Below are 26,902 nucleotides of genomic sequence, written 5' to 3'. Positions count from 1 at the left end.
GCCGGCCGGGTGGGAGGCGGGGCAGCGGCCCCGCCTCCCACTGCCGTTCCCGGGACGGACCTCCTTCCGGAGGCGGCCTGTCCCGGGAAACAGGGACCGGCGAAACGGGACTTATCGCGGCGGCGGGCCGTCCATACGGTGGAGGTGCAAGCAAGCGGAGTCAGCGCCGCGCGTCCGCAGCGGCGTGCGGCCGAGGGAGTTGTCTTGGCCACTCAGGATCCGACCGGCCGGCCCACCGAGCCGTCGGTCAGCGTGTTCCGTGCATCGCGCGCCCAGCAGCGGATGTATTTCCTCCACGAGATGGAGGAGGGCAGGCCGACCTACCACATGCCGGTGTTCTACGCCCTCGACGGCGAGGTGGACCCCGGCATCCTCCGCCAGTGCGCGCAGCAGCTGCTGGACCGGCACGAAGCCCTGCGCACCCGCTTCGAGCTGCGCGACGGGCAGTTGCTCCAGTGCGTCGACGCCGCCGCGCGGCTGGACTGGTCGACGGGCACGGCCCGCACCCCCGAGGAGGTCGCGCGGTGGATCTCCGCCGAGCACCACCGGCCCTTCGACCTGCGTACCGGCCCGCTCTTCCGGGCCGCGCTGCTGCACACCCGGGAGGACGCCGGGCGGGACGGCACCGGCGCGGTACTCGCCCTGGGCATGCACCACATCGCCGGCGACGGCTGGTCGTCCGCCATCCTGATCCGCGAACTCCTCACCGACTACGCGGCCCTGAGCGCGGACGCCGGCGCGGACCCGCTGCCGGAGCCCGGGTTCCAGTACGCCGACTTCTCCGAGTGGCAGGACGAGTGGCTGCACACCGGGGGCGCACGGCAGCAGCTCGAACACTGGGCCCGGCAGCTGGACGGCGAACTCCCCGTCGCCCCGCTGCCCCGCGACAAGCGGCCCGCAGCGGCCGGCGACCCCGAGCGCGGGGCCGCCGCGACGTACGGGTTCGAGGTCCCCGCTGCCGTCCTGGCCCGGATGCAGACGCTCTGCCGCGCCACCGGGAGCACTCCGTACACGGCCATGCTCGCCGCCTTCCAGGTGGTGCTGAGCCGCTACACCGGTACCGAGGACGTGTTGGTCGCGACCCCGGTGGCCAACCGGAACCGCGAGGAGTTCCAGGACACCGTCGGACTGTTCGTCAACACCCTCGTCCTGCGCGCGGACCTCAGCGACGACCCCGCCTTCCGCGAGCACCTGGAGCGGGTACGGGACACGGTCCTGGACGCGCAGGACCACCAGGACCTCCCCTTCGAGCGGATCGTCGAGCAGGTGGGCCCCGAGCGCACCGACGACGGCCCGCCCCTGTTCGACGTCATGTTCGGCTTCCACGACGAAGGCGGGATGACCGACGGGCTGCCCGGACCGCGCGCCCGGCTGCTCGAAGGCCCGCCCGGCACCGCCAAGTTCGACCTCACCTTCGACGTCGTGCGCACGGGCACCGCGCTGCGCTGCCGGCTGGAGTACCGCGCCGACCTGTTCGAGGCCGCCACCATCGAGCAGTTCGCCCGCCACTACACCCGGCTGCTGGACGCGGCCACGGAACGCCCCGACGAGCACGTCAGCCGGCTGCCCATGCTCTCCGCCCGCGAACGGGCCGGCCTCAGCTCCCCGCAGCCGGCCCGCCCCGGTGAGGCCGGCCCCGGCTGCGCGCACGAGCGCTTCGCCGAACACGCCGCCCGCACCCCGGACGCCGTGGCCCTCGTCCACGGCTCCACCCGGCTCACCTACGGCGAACTGGACCGGCGGGCCAACCAGGTCGCGCACCGGCTGATCAGGCAGGGCGTCGGCCCCGACACCCTGGTCGGGCTCTGCGTCCGCCGCTCCGCCGACCTCGTCACCGGCCTGCTCGGCATCCTCAAGGCGGGCGGCGCCTACCTGCCCCTCGACCCCGACAACCCGTCCGAGCGACTGCGCTACATCATCGGCGACGCCCGGCTCGGCCACGTCGTCGGTACCACGGACACCCGGCCGCTGTGGGACGCGCCCTCCCTGCACACCGTCGACCTCGCCGCCGACGCCGAACTCGCCGCCGAACCGGAGACCGCCCCCGCCGTCACGGTCACCCCCGACCAGCTCGCCTACGCCATCTACACCTCGGGCTCGACCGGCCGGCCCAAGGGCACCCTCGTACCCCACCGCAACATCACCCGGCTGTTCACGGCGACCGACCACTGGTTCGGCTTCGGCCCCGACGACGTCTGGACGCTCTTCCACTCCATCGCCTTCGACTTCTCCGTCTGGGAGCTGTGGGGCGCCCTGCTGCACGGCGGCCGCCTCGTCGTGGTGCCGTACGCCACCAGCCGCTCGCCCGAGGAGTTCCACCGGCTGCTGCGCGACGAGCGGGTCACCGTCCTCAACCAGACCCCCTCGGCCTTCTACCAGCTGGCCCGCGCGGACGAGGAGTACGCGGACCGGCGGACCGCCGACGACCCGGGACTCGCGCTGCGCCACGTCGTGTTCGGGGGCGAGGCGCTGGACGTCAGCGCGCTCGCCGGCTGGTTCCGGCGCCACGGCGACACCCGCCCGCGCCTGGTCAACATGTACGGGATCACCGAGACGACCGTGCACGTCACCTACCGGCCGCTCACCGCCCGCGACGCGGCCGAGGGCCGGGGCAGCGTCATCGGCGTACCCATCCCCGACCTGCGCCTCCACCTCCTGGACCAGCGCGGCCGCGCCGTGCCGCGCGGCGCCGTCGGCGAGCTGTTCGTCGCGGGCGCGGGCCTGGCCCGCGGCTATCTGCACCGCGCGGCGCTCACCGCCGAGCGCTTCCCGGCCGACGGCACGGCGACCGGCACGGACGCCGCGGAGGCCGGCGCCACCGGCATCGCCGGTGCGGGGCAGCGGCTGTACCGCACCGGCGACCTCGCCAGGGTGCTGCCCGACGGCGACCTCGAATACCTCGGCCGGATCGACGGCCAGGTGAAACTGCGCGGCTTCCGCATCGAGCTCGGCGAGGTCGAGGCGGCCCTCGCCAGCCACCCGCTGGTCGACGCCGCGGTCGCGCTCGTCACCCGGGACGGCGCCGGCTCCGACACCCTGGTCGGCTACCTCGCCGTACCGGGCACGGACGGGGGCCCCACGGGCCCCACCGTGGAGGCCCTGCGCGCCCACCTGGCCGAACGCCTGCCCGCGTACATGATCCCCGGCGCCTTCGTCACGCTGCCCGCCTTCCCGCTCACCGCCAACGGAAAGGTCGACCGGCGCAAGCTGCCCGCACCCGGCACCGCCGGCCTGGCACCGGCCCGGTCGTACGAGCCGCCGCGCGGCCCCGTCGAGACGGCGCTCACCGAGATCCTCGGGCAAGTGCTGGGCCACGAGCGGGTCGGCGCCGAGGACAACTACTTCTCCCTCGGCGGGGACTCCATCCGTTCCCTCCAGGTGCTGGCCCGCGCCCGGGAGCGCGGCATGCGCTTCGCGGTCGTCGACCTGATGCGCCACCAGACGGTCCGCGCCCTCGCGCCCAGCGTGGTGGTGGAGGACCCGGCGGCGGCCGGCCCGGGGCACCCGCAGGCCCCGTACGAGCCGTTCTCGCTGGTCGCCGAGCGGGACCGGGCGGCGCTCCCGGACGGGCTGGAAGACGCCTATCCCATGACCCGGCTCCAGGCCGGCATGCTGTTCCACAGCGACCTGCCCGCCGCCGGCGGGCGGACCTACCACAACGTCGCCTCCTACCACGTCAAGGCTCCCTACTCGGAGAACGCCTGGCGGCGCGCGGTGGCGGCGGTCGCCGCGCGCCACGAGATGCTCCGTACGTCCTTCGACCTCAACGGCTTCGGCGAACCCCTGCAACTCGTCCACCGCGGGGCCCGGCCCGAGATCACCTTCGAGGACCTCGGCGGACTGGACCCGCAGGCCCGGGAGACGGCGATCGCGGCCCGCTACGCGGCGGAGCGCGGCCGCCCCTTCGACTGGGACCGCGCCCCGCTGATGCGCTTCCACGTCCAGCGGCGCTCGGACGAGGACTTCCACCTCTTCATCGCGGAGCACCACGCCGTCATGGACGGCTGGAGCGAGCGGTCGCTGTTCACCGAACTCAGCTCCGTCTACGCGGAGCTCTGCTCGGCGGAACACACCGACGGGACCGGCCACACCGACGTGAGCGGCGACTCCGGTGGCGCCGGACGCCCGGCGCCGTCCGCCGGCGGCCCGAGGTCGCGCTTCGCCTCGTTCGTCGCGCTGGAGCGCGCTGCCCTGGCCGACCCGGCCCAGCGGGCCTTCTGGACCGCGCGGACGGCCGGCGCCTCCGTCGCCCGCCTGCCCCGGCCCGAGGCCCGCGGTGGTCCGGCCCGGATGGACTGGTGCCTGCGGCCGCTGCCGGCCGGACTCCAGGAGCGGCTGGCCGCCGTGGCGGCCGAACTGGGCGCACCGCTGCGCACCGTCCTGCTCGCCGCCCACGTGCGCGTCATGGCCCTGCTCGGCGGCAGCACCGACGTGACCACCGGAGTCGTGCACAACGGCCGCCCCGAGGAGGCCGACGCGGACAAGGTGATCGGGGCCTTCCTGAACACCCTGCCGCTGCGGGTCGACCTGGACGCGGCCGGGCAGACCTGGCGCGGGCTCGTCCGGCACGTCGCGGAGCTGGAGGTGGCCGTCCACGAGCACCGCCGGTTCCCGCTCGCCGAGATCCTGCGCACGACCGGCGGCACCCCGCTCTTCGAGACCTTCTTCAACTTCACGCACTTCCACATCGAGCGCGACGGGCCCGGCGACGCCGCGTTCGCCGTCCTGGAAGAGACCGGTGAAGCCAGTACGGACTTCGCCTTCGGGGCCGAGTTCTCCCGCACACCCGGCGGCGAGCTCCTGGAACTCGGCCTGCGCTTCGACGCGGCGCAGTTCTCCGCCGCGCAGATCGCCGCCGTCCACGGCTACTACACCGCCGCCCTCCAGGACCTGGCGGACACCCCGGACGGCGGCGCCCGCGGCCGCGGGCTGCTGTCCGCGGCCGAACGGGACCGCTTCGCGCGGTGGAACGACACCGGCCGGAGCTACGACCGGCCGCACGTCCTGACCCGGCTGATCGAGGAGCAGACCCGCGCGACCCCCAACGCGCCGGCCGTCCGCTTCGAGGGCGACCAGCTGAGCTACCGGGCACTGGACGAGGCCGCCGAGCGGCTCGCCGTCCGGCTGCGGGCGGCCGGGGCCGGCCCCGGTTCCTTCGTCGGACTGCTGCTGGACCGCTCCCTGGAGCTGCCGGTCGCCCTGCTGGCCGTCCTGAAGTCGGGTGCGGCGTACGTGCCGCTGGACCCGGATCACCCGCGGGCGCGGGTCCTGGCGCTGGTCGCCGAGGCGGGGATCGGCCCGGTGGTGGCCGACGGCCGCTGGGAGGCGCCGCTGCGCGCCGCCGGAGCCGCCGTCGTCCGCCCGGACGGCAGCGACGGCGACCACGCTGACCACGGCGACGCCGACCGCCCGCCGACCGGGCCCGTACGGCACGCCGCCCCCGACGATCCGGCGTACATGATCTTCACCTCGGGTTCGACCGGCAAGCCCAAGGGCGTCGTGGTCTCGCACCGGGCGATCGCCAACCGGCTGCTGTGGATGCAGGAGGAGTACGCCCTGCGGCCGGGGGAACGGGTGGTGCACAAGACCCCGTACACCTTCGACGTCTCCGTGTGGGAGCTGTTCTGGCCGCTGCTGACCGGCGCCACGATCGTCGTCGCCCGACCGGGGGGCCATCGCGAACCGGCCTACCTGGCCGAGCTCCTGCGCTCCGAGTCCGTCACCACGGCACACTTCGTGCCCTCGATGCTGAGCGTGTTCCTCGACGACCCGGAGGCCGTCGCGGGAGCCGCCGGACTGACCCGGGTGGTGTGCAGCGGGGAGGCCCTGCCGCTCGACGTGCAGAACCGGTTCCTGCGACTGCTTCCCGGAGTCAAGCTGCACAACCTCTACGGGCCGACCGAGGCTGCCGTCGACGTCACCTCCTGGCACTGCCGTCCCGACGGCGGGGACACGGTCCCCATCGGCCGGCCGATCGCGAACATGCGCACCCACATCCTGGACTCCCGGCTCGCCGAAGTCCCCCTGGGGGTGACGGGCGAACTCCTCCTGGAGGGAGTCGGCCTGGCCGAGGGCTACCACGGCCGCCCGGACCTCACCGCGGAACGCTTCATCGAGCACACCGCTCCCGACGGGACGGTCCGCCGCCTCTACCGCACCGGTGACCTGGCCCGGTACCGGGCGGACGGCGCCATCGAGTACGCGGGGCGCACCGACCACCAGGTGAAGATCCGGGGACTGCGGGTGGAACCCGGCGAGATCGAAGCGGTCCTGGCCGAACACCCGGCGGTGCGCGCCTGCGCCGTCCTGGCGCGCGGCGACCGGCTCGTGGCCTACGTCGTCTTCCCGGACGGCGCCGCCGACCCGGCGCACCTGGCCCTGCACGCAGCCGACCGGCTGCCGCAGTACATGGTCCCCGGCGCCTGGGTCCGTCTCGACTCGCTGCCGCTGACGGCCAACGGCAAGCTCGACCGGGCCGCGCTGCCCGATCCGGAACCCGCCGGCGCCCGCGGCGGGAGGCTGCCGGCGCCGCCCCGCGACGAGACCGAGTCACGGCTCGTCGGCATCTGGGAACAGCTCCTCGACACCGGCCAGGCCGGCGTCCACGACGACTTCTTCGCCGCCGGCGGGCACTCCATCCTGGCCCTGCGGCTCATCGGGCGGATCAACCGGGAGTTCGGCGAACGCCTCGGGGTGCAGGCCGTCATGGAGCACCCGACGGTGGCCCGGCAGGCAGGACTGCTGCGCGACCGGCACCGGGGCGCCACCACGGACCCGGTGGTGCGCATCCAGCCCGACGGGGAGCGCGACCCGCTCTTCCTCGTCCACCCGATCGGCGGGCACGTCTTCTGCTACCGCGCGCTCGCCGGCGCCCTGGGCCGGGAACGGCCCGTCTACGGACTGACGGCGCCGGGGCTCGCCCCCACCGCCGCGGACGCCGAGGAGGCCCCGGCCACGGCGGACGGCACCGGGACCGCCTCGGTGGCGGAACTGGCCGCCGCCCATGTGGCCGTCCTGCGCCGGATCCGCCCCACCGGGCCCTACCACCTGGCCGGCTGGTCCTTCGGCGGACTGCTCGCCTACGAGATGGCCGCCCAACTGCGGGCGGCGGGCGCGGAGGTGGCCACCCTCACCCTCCTGGACACCGCCTATCCCGAGCCGGACCGGGTGCCCGACGACGAGTGCGCCCTCCTGGAGTGGTTCCACGAGGACCTGGCCCGCTCCGCCGGCACCGACCCCGGGGAGGAAGCGCGGGCGGCCCTGCGCACCGCACTGTCCGCGCAGCCGACCGCCGCCGGCCGGATCGGGGTGCTCGCCGGACAGGTGGCGCGCAGCGGCATCGCACCCGGCGTGGAAGCGGCCGAACTGGCCCGCTACTACGGGGTCTTCCGGACCGGCCTGCTGGCCGCCGCCCGGTACCGGCCTCCGGTGGGCCGGGGCCCCGTCCACTTCCACCAGAGCGCGACCGGCGCCGCCGACCGCGCCGTCGAGCGGTGGGCCGCCCGGGTTCCGGAGGGCTTCACGGCGTACGAGGCCCCGACCGACCACTACGGGATGATCCGGCTCCCGCACGCCGCCGGCGTGGCGGAAGCCGTCCGCGCCGCGCTCGACGCGGCGGACGCCCGCTAGTGCGGTGACCGGAAAGGTCCACCGGGTCGCGGCGCCCGGCACGGCACCTCGCCACGTTGTCGGACCGCGCAAGTACGTCCAGTACGAGCCGCGGCCCTCCGCCTTGCGATGCACCGCACCGAACACCGCAACCCGGCAAACCTTCCCGGCCACAGCACTAGACCGCCCGCGCGTCCCCCCTTCCGACCGCCGCCCGCGGCGCACCCGCGGGCGGCGGCCCTCCCGCCGTGCCGCGAACCGCACCGCACCAGACCAGAACGGAACACCACCACGTGACGAGCGAAGTCCCGGGACCCACCGCCGCGCTCAGCGGCCGCATCCGCAGCGGCCCGAGCGAACTGCTGCACGACGAGGTGCTCGACCCGCAGTTCAGGTTCGAATCCCGCCACCTGCTGCACCACTACGTCGCCATCGAGAAGACCCTCACCGCCGAGTACGCCCGGATGGACCTGGTCACCGCCGACGAGGCCCGGGACATCGCGGGCCGCCTGGACGGGGTCGGAGCCGGTACCCTCACCGCCGAACCCGGCGCCAACATGTCGGACATCGCCTTCGCCCTCGAACGCCACGTGGAGGCCGGACTGCCCCGCCCGGTCGTCCGCTGGCACGTGGACCGCAGCCGCAACGACCTCCAGTCATGCGCCCAGGTGATGTACGGACGCGACCAGCTCAGCCGGTTCGCCGAAGCCCTGCTGGAACTCGGTTCGGTGACGGCGCAGCTGGCCGGGGCCACCTGCGAGCTCCCCATGCCCGGCTACACGCACTTCCAGGCCGCGCAGGTCATCACCCCCGGCTTCTACCTGGCCGCAGTCGCCGAGCACCTCCTGCACACCCAGCGCCGGCTGGTGCAGGCGTACGACGGCATCGACGCCTGCCCGCTGGGCGCCGGCGCCATGGCCGGGCAGGAACTGCCCTGGGACCGCGACCGGATGGCCCGGCTGCTCGGCTTCTCCCGACCGCAGCCGCACGCCCTGACCGCGGTCGCCTCGCGCCGTTGGAGCGCCGAACTCACCGCGGAGCTGAGCCTCCTCGGCACCGCACTCAGCCGCTTCACCACCGACCTGCTCACCTGGGGCAGCAGCGAATACGGCTTCATCGAGCTGCCCGACGAGCTGTCCGGCATCTCCTCCGCCATGCCGCAGAAGAAGAACTACCCGGTCCTGGAACGCATCCGGGGGCGCACCGCACACCTGGCCGCCTTCCACCTCGACGTGCTGCTCGGCCAGCGCAACACCCCCTTCTGCAATCTGGTCGAGGTCTCCAAGGAGGCCGGCACCCACCTGCTGAACGCCTTCGACTCGGCGCACGGCACCGTCCGCCTGCTCACCGAGGTGCTGCGCCGGCTGGCCTTCCGCCCCGACGCGATGCGCGCCGCGTGCGAGCGGGAGTTCCTCGGCGGCTTCAGCCTGGCCAACGCCCTCACCCTGACCGAGCGGGTGCCCTGGCGCACCGCACAGGTGATCGCCGGCAAGTACGTCGTGCTCGCCGCCGCGGCCGGCGCCGCCCCCGCACCGGGGGAGCCCGGCCTGCTGACCGAGGCCGCCGCCGCCCACGGCGTCGTCCTCACCGCCCCGAAGGCCCTGCTCGCCGCCGCCTTCGACGTGGACCTCGGGCTGGAGCGCATGGTCTCCGCCGGCTCCGCCCGCCCCGCCTCCGTACGCGAACTGCTGGGAGCCCAGCAGGACGAGCTGGAACTGCTGCGCGCCGACTGGGCGCGGCGGGCCCGCGCCGTACGCGCCGGAGCCGAGGAGCGGGACCGGGAGCTGTACGGAGCGGCCCGGGCCCAGGACCGCACGACCGGAACGGAGGAGGGCCGCGATGCTGTCGGCAACGACGTACACCCCGGGCACTGAACCCGGGCCGCCCGCACCCGCCGTCGGCCACGCCTTCGGCACGTTCGGGGAACTGCTCCAAGGCGCGCTGCCCGAGCCCGACGGCGACTTCCTGGTCACCTTCCCGTTGGCCCGCTGGGCCACCGCCACCTTCCGCCACCGGCCCGGACAGCGCGGCGTGCGCGTCCACCCCGCCCACAAGGGCAAGTCCCGGCGCGTCGCCGAAGTGGTCCTCGCCTCGCTCGGAGTCGAGGGCGGCGGCCTGCTGGAGATCGGCGGCGGGCTGCCCGAGGGCAAGGGGCTGGCCAGTTCCTCCGCCGATCTGGTGGCCACCGTGCGGGCCGTCGGGGCCGCCTTCGGGCGGTCCTTCGGCCCGGACCGCACGGAGGCGTTCCTGCGCGGCATAGAACCGGCCGACGGGGTGATGTACGACGAGATCGTCGCCTTCCACCACCGCGAGGTGCGGCTGCGCCGCCGGCTCGGAGTCCTGCCGCCGCTCGCCGTCGTCGCCCACGACGAGGGCGGCCAGGTCGACACGGTCGCCCACAACCTCCGGGCCCGGGCGATCGGCCCGGACGAACGGGGGGAGTACGCCCGGCTGCTGGACCGGCTCGCCGCCGCGATCGCCGGCGCGGACCTGCCCGAGGTCGGCGCCGTCGCCACCCGCAGCGCGGAGATGAACGCCGCGCGGCGGGCCCGCTCCGGCTTGCGCGACCTGCGAGCCGTGTGCCGCGAGGTCGACGGCCTCGGGCTGGTGCTCGCCCACAGCGGCACCATGCTCGGCGTCCTCCTGGACGCGGCCGACCCGGAGCTGTCCGCGAAGACCGACCGGATCCGGACCGCCTGCGCCCCCCTCGGCGGGGAGGTGTCCGTGCACCGCTCGCTCGGCGCCGGCGACCGCTGGACCCCGGCCCACGGCGAACCCGCAGCGGAACCGCCCGCCACCCCTGCCACCCCCGCGGCGGCCACCACCGCTCCCGACCGACTTCCCGAGCTGGAGACCTGACCATGCTGTACGACACCATCACCGATGCGATAGGCCGGACCCCGCTGGTCCGGCTCCGCCTGGGCGAGGCACGCGGGGTGCAGGTCTACGCCAAGCTGGAACTGCAGAACCTGTTCGCCATGAAGGACCGGGTCGCCCGCAACATCCTCTTCGAGGCCCGCCGGCTCGGCGTCCTCGCGCCCGGAGCCCCCGTCATCGAGAGCTCCTCCGGCACCATGGCCCTCGGCGTGGCGCTGGTCGGCCGGGCGCTCGGCCACGACGTGCACATCGTCACCGACCCCCGCATCGACCCCGTCACCCTCGCCAAACTGCGCGCCCTGGGCTGCCGGGTGCACGTCGTCGAGGCGATGACCAGCCACGGCTGGCAGAGCGCCCGCCTGGAGCGGCTCGCCGAGCTGATGCGCGAACTGCCGGGAGCGTTCTGGCCGCAGCAGTACACCAACCCCGACAACCCCGGCGCCTACCGCGGGCTCGCCGCCGAACTGATCGATGACCTCGGCGAGTTCCACGTCCTGGCCGGGGCGGTCGGCAGCGGCGGCTCGCTGTGCGGCACGGCCCGCGCCGTCAAGGAGACCCTGCCCGGGCTGCGGGTGGTCGGCGTCGACTGCGTCGGCAGCGCCCTCTTCGGCCAGCCCGACGTACCCCAGCGCCTGCAGAGCGGACTGGGCAACAGCCTGCTGCCGGCGAACCTCGACCGCCCGCTCGTCGACGAGGTGCACTGGCTCAACGACCACGAGGCCTTCGCGGCCGCCTGGGACCTGGCCCGCGAGCAGCAGATCTTCGGCGGCAACACCTCGGGTTCCGTCTACCGGGTGCTGGGCGACCTCGCGGAGCGGGCCGAGCCGGGCACCCGTATCGTCGGCATCCTGCCCGACCGGGGCGACCGCTACGCCGACACCGTGTACGACGAAGCGCACTGGGCCGCCCACGCCCTGCGGGAGGTGCCGCGCGCCACCCGGCCAGCCGCCGTCCCCGCCGGGGCGACCGCGCATACCTGGTCGCGCCGGGACTACGAGGCGCCCGCCGGGATCCGGCGCCGTCTGCTGTTCGTGGAGTCCAACACCACCGGCACCGGCATGCTGGCCCTCGACCTGGCCCGGGAAACCGGCTGCGTACCCGTCCTGCTGACCGGCGACCCCGACCGCTACCGGGGCCTCGACGCCACCGGCGCCGAGGTGGTGCGCTGTGACACCAACTCGGCGGTCGCGCTGCGCACGGCGGTCCAGGAGCGCTTCCGCCGCGAGGAGATCGCCGGCGTCACCACCACCAGCGACTTCTACGTACCGGCCGTGGCTGCCCTGGCCCGCTGGCTCGGTCTGCCCGGCAACCCGGAGGAGGCGATGGCCGTCTGCCGTGACAAGTCCGCCCTGCGCGCCGCGCTGAACACCGCCGGAGTGCGCCAGCCCCGGTACGCGATCGTCCGGGACCCGGCGCAGACCGCCGGCGCCGTGGCCCGCACCGGACTGCCCTGCGTGGTCAAGCCCGCCGACGACTCCGGCTCCACCGGCGTCCTGCTCTGCTCCGACGAAGCCACCGCCGCCGCCCAGGCCGCCCGGATCCTCGCCGTCACCACCAACGTCCGCGGCATGCCGACCGCGGGCACCGTACTCGTCGAGGAGTACCTCGACGGGCCGGAGTACAGCGTGGAGATGTTCACCTGGGACGGGCGCACCGAGTGCGTCGGCATCACGGCCAAGTCGGTCACGGGCAGCCCGCACTTCGTGGAGCACCGCCACCTGTTCCCGGCGCCGCTCCCGGCCGGGGTGGCGCAGCAGATCACCGAGACGGTGACCGCGGCACTCGAAGCGGCCGGCGTCCGCCTCGGCGCCACCCACACCGAGGTGAAACTCACCCCCGAAGGACCCGCCGTCATCGAGATCAACCCCCGGCCGGCCGGCGGCATGATCCCCGAACTGGTCCGGCTCGCGACCGGAGTACGGCTGCTGGAGCAGCAGCTGCGGGTGGCCGTCGGACTGCCGCCCGAGCTGAAAGCCGCGTACGAGGGCCACGCGGGCATCCAGTTCCTGCTCGCCGACGCCGACGGGGTCCTGGAGGCCGTCGAAGGCACCCGGGCGGCGGCCCGGACCGAGGGCATCGAGGCGGTCACGGTCACCGCCGCCCCCGGCGCCCCCGTACGGCGCGCACAGCACGCCGGCGACCGGCTCGGGTACCTCATCGCCCGGCACGCCGAGCCGCAGCGGGTCACCGAGGCCCTCGACGCCGCCCGCAGCCTGGTGCGCCTGTCCGTGGGCCCCGCGCCCTCTCCCGGGTGCTGACCGGCCCGCCCCCGCAGTTCCGCCCTTCCCTTCCGAACCCCTACACCTTGAGGTGACTTCCCATGAGCAACCCCTTCGAGAACGACCAGGCCTCCTACACCGTCCTGCGCAACGAGCAGCTCCAGCACTCCCTGTGGCCCGCCGCGCAGCCCGTTCCCGCGGGCTGGACCCTGGTCCACGGACCCGACGGGCGCCAGAGCTGCCTGGACTACGTCGAGCAGAACTGGACCGACATGCGGCCGGCCTCGCTGGTCGCCGCCCTTTCCGGGAACGCCCCCCGGTGACCGCCCGCGAAACCACCCTCCGCACGCTGTTCGCGGAAGTCCTGGGCCTGCCCGCGGTCGGCCCCGGGCAGAGCTTCACCGGCCTCGGCGGCGACAGCATCCAGGCCATCCAGGTCGTCGGCCGGGCCCGCCTGGCGGGCCTGGTCGTCACCACCCGCGAGGTGCTGCGCAGCGAGAGCGTCCGCGCCCTCGCCGCCGCGGCCCGTACGGACGACCGGGGCCGCCGGCAGTGCGGGCCGGTGCAGCCGCCACGGCGTTTCGGCCCGCTCGCCCCCACCCCGATCATGGAGTGGCTCGGCGAGCTGGACGGCCCCGTCGACAGCTACAACCAGTCGCTCGTGGTCCGGACACCGGCGGGCTTCGACGCCCCGGCGGCCGAACGCGTCGTACAGGCCCTGCTCGACACCCATGACGTCCTGCGGCTGCGGCTGCCCGAAGGCCTCGCGACGCCGGTGCCGGCGGCCGAGATCCCCGAACCCGGGACGGTGGCCGCCGCCGGGCTCGTCGAGCGGGTGGACGCCCGCAGCGTCGCCGACGGGGACCTGCCCGCCCTGATGCGCCGGCACGTGCGCACCGCGCGCCGACTGCTCTCGCCCCGGGACGGGGCGGTGCTGCGGGCCGTACTGCTCGACCGCGGCCCCGGACGCCGGGGACGCCTCGCCCTGGTCGTCCACCACCTGGCCGTCGACGGGGTGTCCTGGCGCATCCTCCAGGACGACCTGCGCGGCTGCTGGGCCGCCCTGGCCGCGGGCGCGGCCCCGGCACCCGACCCGGTGCACACCCCGTTCGCGCACTGGGCGGACCTGCTGCGCGCCGAAGCCACCTCGGGCCGCCGGATGGCGGAAGCCGCCCGCTGGAACGACGTGCTGAGCACGGCCCCCGCCCCGCTGGCCGGCGTGCGCGAACCCGGTGGCCTCGACCCCGAGACCCGGCAGAACACCCATGTGCTCACCCTGCCGCCGGAGTTCACCGGGCCCCTGCTGACGGCCGCCCCCGGCCTGGTCAACGGCACCGTCAACGACGTCCTGCTGACCGCCCTGGCTCTGGCGGTGCTGAGCTGGCGCCGCGGACTGCCCGGCGGCGCCGAGGAGGACGCCGCCCACGACCCCGCCGGCGGCCGGGTCCTCGTCGACGTCGAGGGACACGGCCGGGAGGACGTGGTCGACGGCCTGGACCTGTCCCGTACCGTCGGCTGGTTCACCACCGTCTACCCGGTCCGCCTCGACCTGGGACGGACCGACACCGCCGACGCCCGCGCCGCCGGTCCCGCCCTGGGCGCCGCCCTGCGCCTGGTCAAGGAGGAGCTGCGCGCCGTTCCCGACAAGGGCATCGGCTTCGGGCTGCTGCGCCACCTCAACTCGCACACCGGCCCGGGACTCGCCCGGCGCGGGATCCCCGAGATCGGCTTCAACTACCTCGGCCGGTTCCCGATGGGCGACGACGGGGACTGGTCCGCCGCCCCCGGGCACGCCTTCGCCCTCGACGACGCGGAGGAGGGCTTCCCGATGGCCCATGCCGTGGAGGTCAACGCGGCCGCCCACGAGGGACCCGGCGGACTCACCCTCAGCGCCACCTGGACCTGGGCCGGCAACGCCTACCCCGGCCCCCGGATCCGCGCCCTCGCCGAGGAGTGGTTCGCGATGCTGCGGGCCCTCGCCCGCTACACCGCCCGGCCCGGCGCGGCCGGACTGACCCCGTCCGACGTGTCGCTGGCCGACATCAGCCAAGCGGACCTCGACACCTTCGAATCCCAGCTCGGAGAATTGCTGTGATCCCTCTGTCCCACGCCCAGCAGCGGCTGTGGTTCCTCGGCCGCGACGGCGCGGACGGCGCGCAGTACAGCATCCCCGTGGGGCTGCGGCTGCGCGGCAGGCTCGACCGCGCGGCGCTCGGCGGCGCCCTGGCGGACGTCACGGACCGGCACGAAGCGCTCCGCACGCTCTTCCCGGACGAGAACGGCCGGCCCCGGCAGCAGGTGCTCGCCGCCGGAGCCGTCGCACCCGGCCTGCCCGTGGTCCCCTGCACCACGGGAGAGCGCGAGCGGCTCGTCGCCGCAGCCCTGCGCCGGCCGTTCGACCTCACGGCCCACCTCCCGCTGCGCGCCCACCTGTTCGCCCACGGGGACCAGGACCACTACCTGCTGCTCGTCCTGCACCACATCGCCGGAGACGGCCGGTCCCTGGACATCCTGATCCGGGACCTCGCCGCCGCCTACACCGGCCGGGTCCGCCACCAGGACCCGAAGTGGCCCGTACTCACCCTCCAGTATCCGGACTTCGCCATCTGGCAGCGGGAACTGCTCGGCGACCCGGCTGATCCGCAGTCGCTGCACGCCCGGCAGCTCGCCCACTGGACCCGCACCCTGGAAGGACTGCCCGAGGAGCTGGAGCTGCCGGCCGACCGGCCGCGGCCGCCCGTCGCCTCCCACCGCGGGGCGCTGGTGACCGCGTACCTCGACCCCGCCCTGCACACCGCGCTCGCGGACCTCGCCCAGACCCGCCGGGCGACCCCGTTCATGGCCGTCCAGGCCGCCTTCGCCGCCCTGCTCACCCGGCTCGGCGCGGGCACCGACCTGCCGCTGGGCTGTCCCGTCGACGGGCGGGACGACGAGGCGCTGGACGACGTCGTCGGCCTCTTCGTGCACACCCTCGTCGTCCGCGCCGACACCTCCGGCGACCCGGCGTTCGAAGAACTGCTCGACCGGGTGCGCGACGCGGTCCTGGACGCCCATGCCCATCAGGACGTCCCCTTCGATGCCCTGGTCGAACGGCTGAACCCGGCCCGCTCCGCGTCCCGGCACCCGCTCTTCCAGGTCGCCGTAGCCGGACAGCGGGGCTCGGGCCCTGGCCCCGAACTGCCCGGCCTCGGCGTGGAGGTGGAGGCGGTCCGCACCCCGACCGCCAAGTTCGACCTGACCCTGGAGGTCGACGAGCGGCGCGAGCCCGCCACCGGAGCCCCCGCCGGGATCCGACTGGGCCTGGAGTACGCGGGCGACCTCTTCGACGCCGCCACGGCGCAGGCACTTCTCGACCGGCTGGTACGGCTGACCGCCGCCGCCGTGCGCGACCCCGCCGCGCCGCTCGCCGACCTGGACGTCCTGGCCCCCGAAGAACGCGCGGAACTGCTGGAGGGCCGCCTCGGCGGCCCCGCGCAGCCGCAGGACCCCCACTGCACCGTGCACGCCCTGTTCGCGCGGCGGGCCGCGGAGCACCCCGACCGCACCGCCGTGGTCTGCGCCGACCGCGAGGCCACCTACGGGGAGCTCGACCGGCTCTCCGACGCGGTCGCCGACCGCCTGGAGGACCTGGGCGTGCGGCCCGGCGAGGCCGTCGCCGTACTGATGGAGCGCTCCGTCGAGCTGATCGCCGCCTGCCTGGGCGTGCTGAAGGCCGGCGCGGCCTACCTGCCGCTGGACGCCCGGGCCCCGCGCGGGCGTTCGGCGGCGGTCGTGGCCGGAGCCGGTGCGGCCGTGCTGGTCACCGACTCCGCGCGGCCCGACGAGGGGCTCGCCGACGACCTGGGCGTGGGCCGCGTGCTGCGGCCCGGCCCGGATACGGAAGCCGTCCGGTCCGCGCGCACCGCCGTCCGCGGCCCCGGCCACGCCGACGCCCTCGCCTACGTGATGTACACCTCCGGTTCGACCGGCACCCCCAAGGGCGTCGCCGTGCCGCACCGCGAGGTCGTCGCCCTCGCCCGGGACGGCCGCTGGCGCGGCGGCGCCCACGAGCGGGTGCTGTTCCGCTCCCCGCACGCGTTCGACGCCTCCACCTACGAACTCTGGGTGCCGCTGCTGAACGGCGGACTCGTCGTGGTGGCCCCGCCCGGGGACCTGGACGTCGCGGAACTCGCCCGGTTGATCGCCGACCGGAAGGTCACCGGCACCTTCCTCACCGCCACCCTGTTCAACGTACTGGCCGACGCGCACCTGCCCGAACTCGCTTCCCTGCGGGAGGTGATGACCGGCGGCGAGGCCGCCTCGCCGCCCATGGTCCGCCGGGTCCGCGAGGCCTGCCCCGACACCACCGTCACCAACGCGTACGGGCCGACGGAGACCACCACCTTCTCGGCCACCTTCCCCCTCGCGCCCGGCCGGCCGGTCCCCGACGGCCGCATCCCCATCGGCCGGCCCCTGGACGGCACCGCGCTGTACGTCCTCGACGACCGGCTCCAGCCCGTCCCCCCGGGGGTGCCCGGCGAGCTCTACATCGCCGGCAGCGGCCTGGCACAGGGCTACCTGGGCCGCCCCGCACTCACCGCGGAGCGCTTCGTGGCCTGCCCCCACGGCCCCGCGGGACAGCGGATGTACCGCACCGGCGACCGCGCCCGCTGGAACGCGGCCGGGCAGGTGGAGTACCTCGGCCGGGCCGACCGGCAGGTCAAGATCCGCGGCCTGCGCATCGAACCGGGCGAGATCGAGAACGTGCTCGCGGCGCACCCCGCGGTGGTACAGGCCGCCGTGACCGTGGTGGCCGGCCCCACGGGCCCCGCGCTCGCCGGCTACGCCGTGCCGGCCGTCGGCGCCGGGACGCCGAGCGCGGCCGTACTGCGCGAACACCTCGCCGCGGCCCTGCCGGACTACATGGTGCCGGGCACGATCACGCTGCTGGACCGCTTCCCCGTGACCGCGAACGGCAAGATCGACACGGCGGCGCTGCCCGCTCCCGGGCCGGCCGCCGCCGACCGGGCGCACGTGGCCCCGCGGACGGGGACCGAGCGCGCCCTGTGCGCCGTGTGGGAGTCCGTCCTCGGTTACGAGCGCATCGGGGTCCACGACAACTTCTTCGACCTCGGCGGCCATTCGCTGCTCGCCACCCGGCTGCTCGCCGACGTCCGCTCCGCGCTCGGCAGCACCGTGAGCATCCGTACGTTCTTCGCCGCGCCGACGGTGGCGGAGCTGGCGGCGTTCCTGGCCGCGGGCGCGCCGGCCCAGGGGCGCGCCCCGGCCGACGAACCGGCGGTGGTCCGCCGCCCCCGCCGCCCGGCGACCGCCTGACCCACCCGCCCGCTCCGTCCGGCGGATCCCGGCCGAACCGTCCCTGACGGGCCGTCCGACGCATCGATTCAGCCCCGTCGGCGTTTGAGGCGCAGGGTCCGGGGCGGAGGCCCGGGAAACCCGGCTCCGCCGGGCACCGGGTCTGCCCGGACCCGCGCCTCGAACTCCCCCGGCTACCGCCGGCAGGTACCCCCACGACGCTGACTCGGTCCGGCCCGGCCCGGCCGGACCGCCCCGGCCGAGGGGCTCCGGCCCGGACCCCACCCACCCGCACCGCCCCACCCGCACCACGGAGGAACCCCATGAACCGCCCCCCGACCGAGCCGTCCGCCGACTCCGTCCGGTCCCGCGTCGAGGACGTGCTGCCGCTGTCCCCGCTCCAGGACGGCATCCTCTTCCACTCCCTCTTCGACGAGAGCGAACGCGACGTCTATGTGGCCCAGTTGCTGCTCGACCTCGCCGGGCCCCTCGACGCCGGACGGCTGCGGGACGCCGCCGACGGCGTCCTCGCCCGGCACGCCAACCTCCGCGCCGGCTTCCTGCGCCGCGCCTCCGGCGAACCCGCCCAGGTGGTCCGGCGCGACGTCCGCGCCCCCTGGCGGGAGGAGGACCTCTCCGCCCTCGACGGCCCCGCCCTGCACCGCGCCCTCGACACCCTGCTCGCCGAGGACCGGGCCCGCCGCTTCGACCTCGCACGCCCCCCGTTGCTGCGCTTCACCCTCATCCGCACCGGTCCGCAGAGCCACCGGCTGCTGCTCACCTACCACCACATCCTGATGGACGGCTGGTCCTGGCCGGTCCTGGTCCGCGAACTCCTCGCCGCCCACGATGCCGGCCCCGACGCACCCGCGCCCGCGCCCGTCACCCCCTACTCCGCGTTCCTGCGCTGGCTCGGCACCCGCGACACCTCGGCCGCCCGGGACGCCTGGAGCCGCTCCCTGGCCGGTCTCGCCGGCGGCAGCCGGACGGCCCCGGCGTCCGTGCCCCCCGGCTCGGTCCTCCCGGACCGGGTGGAGACCGAGCTCACGAAGGACACCACCGACCGGCTCACCGAACTGGCCCGCGCCCACCGGCTGACCCCGGGCACGGTGCTCCAGGGCGCGTGGGCCCTGCTCCTGGGCCGGCAGATCCGCTCCGAGGACGTGGTGTTCGGCGCCATCGTCAGCGGCCGCTCCCCGGAGCTGCCCGGGGTCGCCGACATCGTGGGGCTGTGCATCAACACCATCCCGGTGCGGGTGCGCATCGACCGCGCCGAGCCCCTCGCCGAGTTCTTCGAACGGCTCCAGGAGGAGCAGGCGGCGCTGATCGAGCACCACCACCTCGGCCTCGTGGAGGTCCAGCGCCTCGCCGGGGCGGGGGAACTCTTCGACTCCTGCGTCGCCTTCCAGAACTACCCCGTCGACGCCGACGGACTGGCCGCCCTCTCCGGCGGCGACCTCCGCGTCGTCGGGGTCGACCCCCACGACGCCGCCCACTACCCGCTCACCCTGACCGCCGTCCCCGGCACCCGGCTGCGCCTCCAGATCGACTACCGCCCGGACGTCTTCGGCGCGGAGCAGGCCCGGGCCATGCTCGACCGGCTGGTCCGCCTCCTGGAGGCCGTGGTCGAGGACCCGCACCTGCCCGTCGGCGCACTGGACCTGCTCTCCGCCGCCGAGCGCCACCGGGTGCTGGTGGAGTGGAACGACACCGCCCGCGACGAGGACTACGCCGAAGTGGTCGAGCGGATACGGGCGCAGGCGGAACTGGATCCGACGGCGACGGCCGTCACCGACGACCACGGCCGGGAGATCGACTACGCCGGGCTCGTCGCCCGCACCGACACGCTCGGCCTGCGGTTGCTGGACGCCGGCGTGGGCGCCGGCGACCTCGTCGCGGTCCTCAGCGAGCCCACCGCCGCCGTCCCCGTCGCCCTGCTCGGCATCCTGGGCGCGGGCGCCGCCTACGTACCGCTCGACCCCGAGGGCCCCGTCGCGCGCACCGCCGACCTGCTCGGCGCGGGCGGGATCGGCTGGCTGCTGGCCGCCCCCGCCCAGCGGGAACGAGCCCGGGAGATCGCCGACGCGTGCGGGGGAGCCGTCCGCGTCCTGGTGCTGGCGGACCCGGTCGACAACCCGGCCCCGGCAGCGCGCGCCCCCCTCGCCGGCGGCCCCGACGCCCTGGCGTACGTCTGCTTCACCTCCGGCTCCACCGGCAAGCCCAAGGGCGCCATGGTGCACCGCCGGGGCATGAACAACCACCTGCTGAGCAAGCTGGACGACCTCGAACTGACCCCCGGCGACCGGGTGGTGATGAACGCCCCGCTGACCTTCGACATCTCCGTCTGGCAGATGCTCGCCCCGCTGATCACGGGCGGCCGGGTGCACCTCGTGGGCCGGGACACGGCCCGGGACCCGGCCGTACTGTTCGCCGAGGCCGCCCGCCGGGGCATCACCGTGCTGGAGACGGTCCCCTCCTTCGTCCGCGCCGCCGTCGACCTCTGGGACACCGGCGCGGTCGCGCCCGAACTCCCCGGCCTGCGCTGGTTCATCGTCAACGGCGAAGTCCTGCCGCCGGAACTGTGCGAACGCTGGTACGCCCGCCACCCGGACGCGGCGATCATCAACGCCTACGGCCTCACCGAGTGCTCCGACGACAACACCCACGCCTTCATCGGCCACGACGTGGGCGCCCTGCTCGAACACGGACGGCTGCCCGTCGGCCGGCCGCTGCGAAACAACCGCCTGTACATCCTCGACCCCGGCCTCGCCCCCGTACCGCCGGGAGTCCCCGGCGAACTGTTCATCGCGGGCACGGGCGTGGGCCCCGGCTACCTGCGCGACCCCCGCCGCACCAGCGAGCGCTACGTACCCGACCCGTTCGCGGCCGAGCCGGGCAGCCGGATGTACCGCACCGGCGACCTGGCCCGGTTCCGCGCGGACGGCCAGCTCGACTTCCTCGGCCGCCAGGACCACCAGGTCAAGATCCGCGGCAACCGCATCGAGCTGGGCGAGGTGGAGACGGCGCTGCGCGGCGTGCCGGGCGTCACCGAGGCAGTGGTCGCCGTCGACCGCGACCACGCCGGGCAGCAGCGGCTGATCGCCTACTACACCGGTTCGCCCACCCCCGAGGAGGTGCGTTCCGCCCTCGGGCTGGCCCTGCCGAACTACATGGTCCCCGCCATGTTCCTGGCCCTGGCCGCCTTCCCGCTCACCACCAACGGCAAGCTGGACCGCAAGGCACTGCCGGACCCGGCCACCGTGGCGCGGCCGGTCGGCCGCGCCCCCGCCACCCCGGCCGAGCAGACGGTCTGTACGATCTTCGCGGAGGTGCTGGGCCTGCCCGGCGCCGGCCCGGACGACGACTTCTTCGCGCACGGCGGGCACTCCTTGCTCGCCACCCGGCTCATGGGCCGCATCCGCAGCGAGTGCGGCGCCGAGCTGACGATCCGGGACCTCTTCGAGACCCCCACCCCCGCCGGACTCGCCGTCCGCATCGCCGCCGCCCCGGCCGGAGCCGGCCGCCCCATCCGTCCGGTCCTGCGCCCGCGCGCCCGGGACCATGCCTGACCGGCGCCCCGCCCGACCGCCCAGCCGCCCCGCCCGCCCGACGGCCGGCGCTCGCCCCGGCCGGGGGCCCACCCGTACCGACCTGGAGAGACCATGATCCCGACCGAGACCCCCGTACCGCTGCTCATCGCGCGGCAGGCGGGCCGCACCCCCGACGCGATCGCGGCACACGGGCCGGAGGGCGAGCTGACGTACCGCCTGCTCGACCGACGCGCCCGGGCCCTGGCCCGAGAGCTGCGGGCGGCAGGCGCGGGCCCGGAGGACACCGTGCTGCTCGGCGTGCGGCGCGGCCTGCACTGGGCGGTCGGCGTCCTCGGCATCTGGTACGCGGGCGCGGCGCTGCTCCCGGTGGACCTGGACGCCCCGGACGAGCGGCTCCGTACGCTGACCCGCGCCGCCGGTACCCGGTACGCCGTCGCCCCCGGCCACCTCGCGGCAGCCACCCTGCAACGGCGCTGCGGGCGCGAGCTGTTCTGGGCGGACACGGGCGAAGGGGCGCTGGACGAAGGGGAGCGGACGGCGCTGCCCGAGCCGGTGCGGTGCGATCCCGGCTCGCTCGCCTACGTGCTGTTCACCTCGGGCTCGACCGGGCAGCCCAAACCCGTAGCGGTGGCCCACCGGGCTCTTGCCGCCCAGAGCGCGGTCCTGGCGGAGCGCTACGAGCTGACCGCGGCCGACCGGGTGCTGCAGTTCGCGGCGCCCGCCTTCGACGTGGCGCTGGAAGAGGCCCTGCCCACCTGGTGCACGGGAGGCACGGCCGTCTTCGTCGAGGACAACGTCCTCTCGCCCGCCGAACTGGAACCCTTCCTGGCCGGGCGCGGGGTGAGCGTGGTGAACCTGCCCACCCCGTACTGGGCGCAGTGGGCGAAGGACGTGGAGCGCCGGCCCCGGCAACTGCCCGCAGCGCTGCGCCGGGTGATCATCGGCAGCGACGCCGGACGCACCGCCGACCTCAAGCGCTGGGCCGCCGCGGGCGGCCCGCCGGTGGTCAGCTGCTACGGCCTGACCGAGTCCACGATCACCGCCACCTCCTTCGAGGCCGGACCGGCGCGGCTGGCCGCCTTCACCGGCGACGAGGTCATCCCGCTCGGCACCCCCCTGCCCGGCGTACGGGCGTACGTCCTGGACGAGGCACTGACCGAGGCGCCGGCCGGCGCGGCGGGCGAGCTGTACCTGGCCGGCGACTGTCTGGCCCGCGGCTACCACGGCAGGCCGGCGCTGACCTCGGAGCGCTTCGTCGCCGACCCGTTCGGCGGGCGGCCGGGCGAGCGCATGTACCGCACCGGCGACCGGGTGCGGTGCACGGCCGACGGCACGCTGGAGTTCCTCGGCCGCGCGGACGATCAGGTCAAGATCCGCGGTTTCCGGGTGGAGCTCAAGGAGGTCGAGGCAGCCGTCGCCGGGCACCCGGACGTCCTCGATGTGGTCGCCCGCGCGGTGGGTGATCCTGGCGAACCCCAGCTCGTGGCCTACGTGACGGCCGTGCCGGGCAGCGGGCTGGACGGGCAGGGGCTGCGCGGCCACCTCGCCCGCCGGGTGCCGGGACATCTGGTTCCGGCCCATGTGGTGCTCCTGGCGGAACTGCCCCGCACGCCCGGTGGCAAGCTCGATCCGCGGACCCTGCCCGCGCTGCCCGCCGCTGCCACCGCGTCCCGCTGACGCGGACCCCCGAACCCCTCCGGAAAAGGAACCCCCAGGTGTCCCTCCCCGCCGCGGAACCAGTGTCCGCGTCCACGTCCCCGTCCGGCCCCGCGGTCGAGCCGCCCGCCCTCGAACGCAGGCGGCGGCGCGACTTCCGTCTCTTCATGTCCTCGCACATCTGCAACGAGCTGGGCAACAGCATCACCTACGTCGCCCTGCCCCTGATGGCGGTCCTCACCCTGCACGCCTCGGCGATGGAGGTCGGCCTGCTGGCCGCGGCCGAACACGCGGCCTTCCTGCTGCTCGGACTGCCCGCGGGCGCGTGGGTCGACCGGATGCGCCGACGCGGCGTGATGATCGCCGCCGACCTCGCCCGGGCCGTACTGCTGACCGCGCTGCCGCTCGCGTACGCACTGGACCTGCACTCCATGCCGCTGCTGTACGCGGTGGCCCTGCTGCTGGGCTGCGCCCGGCTGTTCGGCGACGTGGCCGACCAGAGCTACCTGCCGGCCCTGATCGGCGAGTCCACTCTGATCAGCGGCAACTCCAAGCTGGAAACAGTGCGTTCGGCCGCCGAGTTCAGCGGTCCCGGCGTCGCGGGTTTCCTCGTCCAGCTGTTCGGCCCGGTCGGCACCCTCGCCGGGCAAGCCGTCACCTCGCTGGCCTCCGTCGTCCTGCTGGGCCGGATCGCGGCCAGGGAGGAGCGGCCCGCCCCGGCCGGGCGGGGGCACCTGCTGCGCGACATCCGCGAGGGCCTCGGCTACGTGCTGGGGCACCGCGTCCTGCGGCTCATCGCCCTCAGCACGGCCTCGGTGAACCTCTTCCTGAGCGGGATCTTCGCGGTGGAGGTCCTCTTCCTGACCCGGACCGTGGGGCTGGCCCCCGCGGCGGTCGGCTGGGTGCTCACCACGGCCACGGTCGGCTCGCTGCTCGCCGCCCTCGCCACGGAGCGCCTGACGCGCGCCGTCGGAGCGGCCCGGCTGACCTGGCTGTCGCTGCTGGTCACGATGCCGTTCGGGCTCCTCCTGCCGCTGGCCGGCCACGACTGGCGCATCGCGCTGTTCGTGCTGGGATCGCTGGTCCAGTCGGCCGGAGTCACCGTGTACAACATCTGCCAGGTGGCCTACCGGCAGACCGTGTGCCCGCCGCACCTGCTCGGCCGCATGACGGCCACCATGCGCTTCCTGGTGTGGGGGGTCCTGCCGGTCAGCGGTGTGCTCGCCGGCGTCCTCGGCGAGCTGTTCGGCGTCCGTACCGCCCTGTGGCTCTTCGCCGCGGCGCTGTCGGCGGCCCCCCTCGTCCTGGTGTGCTCACCGCTGCGGCGGATGCGCGAGTTCGACGGGCAGTTCCCCGCACCGGCCGCGGCTCAGTAGCCGTAGCCGTAGCCGAGCTGGAACGCCAGGTGGGTGAGCTGGGTGCGGTTGACGGCTCCGGTCTTGCTGCGCAGCCGGCGCAGGTAGGTGTCGACGGTGTGCGGGCTGAGCCCCATCCGGCGGGCGATGATCCGGTACGTGTCCCCCTGCGCGAGGTGGGCGAGGACCTCCCGCTCGCGCGGGGTGAGGGCGATGGTGTTCACGGCGGTGTCGGGCACGGCGAGTCTCCGGTGGTGTGGGTGGTGCGGGGCGGGAACGGGGCGCGGCGCGAGGCGCACCCGGCGTCCGGCCGGGAGCGTCACACCGGCGGGCCGGTGTGAATTCCCGTCATTCGTCCGGCTGGTTGACGCCCTCGGCGGGCTGGGGCCGCCGCGATCCGTAGGAACAGACTTTCGTCTTGTCTATCCTGGGGCCAGGGGACGGGCACCTCACCAACATGCCTGGCAGCAAAGCGACCCGGGGTAAAAAGTGCAAAATGGTGCAAGTGCGGATTCCGACCTGGTGCCCGATCTGGAGGACGCCGATCTGGACGTCTACGGATGGGTGCTCGAACACCGGAGCCTCGAAGTGGACGCCATCGCCTCCGCGACCGGCCGCGACCCGGAGGAGATCCGCCGCAGCACGCAGCGGCTGCGCCGGGCCCACCTGCTCCACCAGGCTGCCGACGACACCTCGGTGGCCTTCGCCGTCGCGCCGGACACCGCCGCGTCACAACTCGTCGCGCCGCTGGAAGTGCAGATCCGCGAGCGCGAGCGGATGATCAGCGGGATCCGCGCGGAGCTCGGCCGCTTCGAACCGCACTACCTCCAGCGGCGCTCGACGGGCGAGTCCCTGGAGGTCCTGGAGAACCTCCAGGACGTCCGCGGCGCACTCAACCGGGCCTCGGACGCCTGCGTCAGGGAGATGCTGACCTCGCAGCCGGGCGGTGGCAGCCGGGTGCCGGAGGCCATGCAGGAAGCGCTGCGCCGGGACGAAGCCATGCTGAAACGCGGCATATCCATCCGCAGCCTCTACCATCACACCGCGCGGTTCAACGGCCCCAGCCAAGCCTATGTCGCCGCGGCATCGGCCCTGGGCGCGGAGTACCGCACCGCGCACGAGCTGTTCGGCCGCCTGATCGTCTTCGACCGCGAACTGGCCTTCATCCCGGCCCAGGACGGCAGCTGGGGGGCGGTGGTCATCCGTGAACCGTCCACAGTGGCCTACCTCTGCTCCATCTTCGAGCAGACCTGGGACCTGGCCACGCCGTTCTCCAACGCGGCGGGCCAGGGGCTGGAGGAGGTGGCCCGGGAGATCCACGAGACGATCATCAAGCTCCTCGGTGCGGGCCTGAAGGACGAGGCCATCGCCAGGCGGCTCGGCATGTCCCTGCGTACGGCGCGCCGGCACATCGCCGACATCATGGAGGAACTGGGCGCCGGCAGCCGCTTCCAGGCGGGGGTCGCCGCGGCCATGCGCGGGCTGCTCGGCCCCGGCCCCGGCCTCGCCGCCGCCGAAGTGCCCGAGGAGTGAACCCCGGCCGGCGCCGGGGTTCCAGTCGCGCGAATCCGGGAACGTGCTTACGTGTCTGGTGCCCGCGCGGCCTCGTGCCGGATGCTTCCCCGATGAGAGCCGTGGGCTGACGGTCCGTCGCCCGCGCGCCGTGCCGGGAGGCGGCCCACGCCGAACGGCGGCCGAGCGGCGCCGAGTCAAGGGGACGGGTACATGGACATGCCGGACGACGGATCCACGGGGTGCTGGGCGGGACCCCGCCCCGTGGACGAACCGGCGGCGCTGCACCTGCGGGAGCTGGGCCTCTTCCTGTCGGTCCACCTCGGACGCGCCCCCGGCATCCTGTGGCCCGAGTACGACCATCCCGCCCTCGTCGAAGGGGCCGGAGCCGGCGATCCGGAGCTGACCGCCGCCCAACTGGGCCTGCTGACCGCCGGATTGGGTTGCCTCACGGGGCTTTCGGCATGCACCGTCGCCGTGGACACCGCGGACGGCGGCGAGGACACCGCGCACGGGGTCCGGCCGGGCGCCGACGGCGGCGACCACCTGCTCGTCCACCAGATCGCGGGCGCCGCGACCTGGCGGCTGTCCCGTACCCGGACAGCGGCGGGCGCCGAGCCGGGCCCCACGTCGTTCGCGTGCCGCCTGCGCCCCGGTGAGGTGCTGTACGTACCGGCGCACTGGTCGCGCCGGGCCGAGTTCACCGGGGGCGCCCGCTACGCCGTCACCCGGCTCGGCGAGCCGACGGGCTGACACCCTCCGCCCGTCGACCCCAGCGGCCCGGCGGCGACGTGCGCGACGGAAGAGGGAGGGGCCGCCTCGATGAGGC

The 26,902-nt window shown here is 75.0% G+C and carries 13 protein-coding genes; 12 read left to right on the top strand and 1 reads right to left on the bottom strand.

Annotated features, from left to right (window positions below; genetic code table 11):
• The first annotated feature begins 204 nt into the window (after positions 1-204).
• The 10 genes from ACWGH1_RS24980 (at position 205) to ACWGH1_RS24935 (ending at position 24,582) form a co-directional block, all read left to right on the top strand.
• Positions 205-7,629 carry an amino acid adenylation domain-containing protein gene (locus ACWGH1_RS24980; RefSeq protein ID WP_453409008.1) on the top strand — a complete coding sequence of 2,475 codons (7,425 nt, stop codon included), beginning with the start codon at positions 205-207 and terminating at the stop codon, positions 7,627-7,629.
• Positions 7,630-7,901: 272 nt separating this feature from the next.
• The gene (locus ACWGH1_RS24975; protein ID WP_453409007.1) at positions 7,902-9,482 is read left to right on the top strand and encodes a lyase family protein; all 1,581 of its coding nucleotides are present in this window, start codon (positions 7,902-7,904) and stop codon (positions 9,480-9,482) included.
• A complete protein-coding gene (locus tag ACWGH1_RS24970) occupies positions 9,448-10,467 on the top strand; it encodes a GHMP family kinase ATP-binding protein (RefSeq protein WP_453409006.1) in 1,020 nt (339 codons plus the stop codon). The genes ACWGH1_RS24975 and ACWGH1_RS24970 overlap by 35 nt, the downstream gene beginning before the upstream one ends.
• A 2-nt stretch (positions 10,468-10,469) precedes the next feature.
• Positions 10,470-12,743, top strand: a complete 2,274-nt coding sequence (locus ACWGH1_RS24965; protein WP_453355409.1) for a pyridoxal-phosphate dependent enzyme — start codon at positions 10,470-10,472, stop codon at positions 12,741-12,743.
• A 62-nt stretch (positions 12,744-12,805) separates the two neighbouring features.
• Complete coding sequence (locus ACWGH1_RS24960; protein ID WP_453355410.1) at positions 12,806-13,027, top strand: MbtH family protein; 222 nt, start codon at positions 12,806-12,808, stop codon at positions 13,025-13,027.
• Positions 13,024-14,799 carry a condensation domain-containing protein gene (locus tag ACWGH1_RS24955; RefSeq protein WP_453355411.1) on the top strand — a complete coding sequence of 592 codons (1,776 nt, stop codon included), beginning with the start codon at positions 13,024-13,026 and terminating at the stop codon, positions 14,797-14,799. Before ACWGH1_RS24960 ends, ACWGH1_RS24955 begins: the two co-directional genes overlap by 4 nt.
• Positions 14,796-18,020 (top strand): non-ribosomal peptide synthetase, encoded by a 3,225-nt coding sequence (locus ACWGH1_RS24950; RefSeq protein WP_453409005.1) that lies wholly within the window; start codon positions 14,796-14,798, stop codon positions 18,018-18,020. Before ACWGH1_RS24955 ends, ACWGH1_RS24950 begins: the two co-directional genes overlap by 4 nt.
• Positions 18,021-18,322: 302 nt before the next feature.
• Entirely contained in the window at positions 18,323-21,568 is a 3,246-nt protein-coding gene (locus ACWGH1_RS24945; protein ID WP_453409004.1) for an amino acid adenylation domain-containing protein, read from the top strand.
• 93 nt (positions 21,569-21,661) lie between these two features.
• Positions 21,662-23,227 carry an amino acid adenylation domain-containing protein gene (locus ACWGH1_RS24940; RefSeq protein ID WP_453355629.1) on the top strand — a complete coding sequence of 522 codons (1,566 nt, stop codon included), beginning with the start codon at positions 21,662-21,664 and terminating at the stop codon, positions 23,225-23,227.
• Positions 23,228-23,265: 38 nt separating this feature from the next.
• Positions 23,266-24,582: an MFS transporter gene (locus tag ACWGH1_RS24935; protein ID WP_453355630.1), complete on the top strand. Its 1,317-nt coding sequence runs from the start codon at positions 23,266-23,268 to the stop codon at positions 24,580-24,582.
• On the opposite strand, the gene ACWGH1_RS24930 is transcribed toward ACWGH1_RS24935, so the two are convergent.
• A complete protein-coding gene (locus ACWGH1_RS24930) occupies positions 24,576-24,800 on the bottom strand; it encodes a response regulator transcription factor (protein ID WP_453355631.1) in 225 nt (74 codons plus the stop codon). The genes ACWGH1_RS24935 and ACWGH1_RS24930 overlap by 7 nt on opposite strands.
• Before the next feature lie 283 nt (positions 24,801-25,083).
• Between ACWGH1_RS24930 and ACWGH1_RS24925 the strand changes: the two genes are divergently transcribed.
• Both ACWGH1_RS24925 and ACWGH1_RS24920 read left to right on the top strand, forming a co-directional pair.
• The gene (locus ACWGH1_RS24925; RefSeq protein ID WP_453355632.1) at positions 25,084-26,094 is read left to right on the top strand and encodes a LuxR C-terminal-related transcriptional regulator; all 1,011 of its coding nucleotides are present in this window, start codon (positions 25,084-25,086) and stop codon (positions 26,092-26,094) included.
• A gap of 192 nt (positions 26,095-26,286) precedes the next feature.
• On the top strand, positions 26,287-26,826 hold the full coding sequence (locus ACWGH1_RS24920) for a hypothetical protein (protein WP_453409003.1): 540 nt from the start codon (positions 26,287-26,289) through the stop codon (positions 26,824-26,826).
• Positions 26,827-26,902: the final 76 nt, after the last annotated feature.

Source organism: Streptomyces sp. NPDC054883 (assembly GCF_053610645.1).
The sequence above is the reverse complement of the archived record's forward strand: the minus strand, read 5'-3'. Positions and strand labels throughout refer to the sequence as shown.

Excerpts from the sequence above, each read along its gene's own strand:
- ACWGH1_RS24965 (WP_453355409.1), top strand. The coding sequence starts at position 10,470 with ATGCTGTACGACACCATCACCGATGCGATAGGCCGGACCCCGCTGGTC.
- ACWGH1_RS24960 (WP_453355410.1), top strand. The coding sequence starts at position 12,806 with ATGAGCAACCCCTTCGAGAACGACCAGGCCTCCTACACCGTCCTGCGC.
- ACWGH1_RS24920 (WP_453409003.1), top strand. The coding sequence starts at position 26,287 with ATGGACATGCCGGACGACGGATCCACGGGGTGCTGGGCGGGACCCCGC.
- ACWGH1_RS24940 (WP_453355629.1), top strand. The coding sequence starts at position 21,662 with ATGATCCCGACCGAGACCCCCGTACCGCTGCTCATCGCGCGGCAGGCG.
- ACWGH1_RS24970 (WP_453409006.1), top strand. The coding sequence starts at position 9,448 with ATGCTGTCGGCAACGACGTACACCCCGGGCACTGAACCCGGGCCGCCC.
- ACWGH1_RS24945 (WP_453409004.1), top strand. The coding sequence starts at position 18,323 with ATGAACCGCCCCCCGACCGAGCCGTCCGCCGACTCCGTCCGGTCCCGC.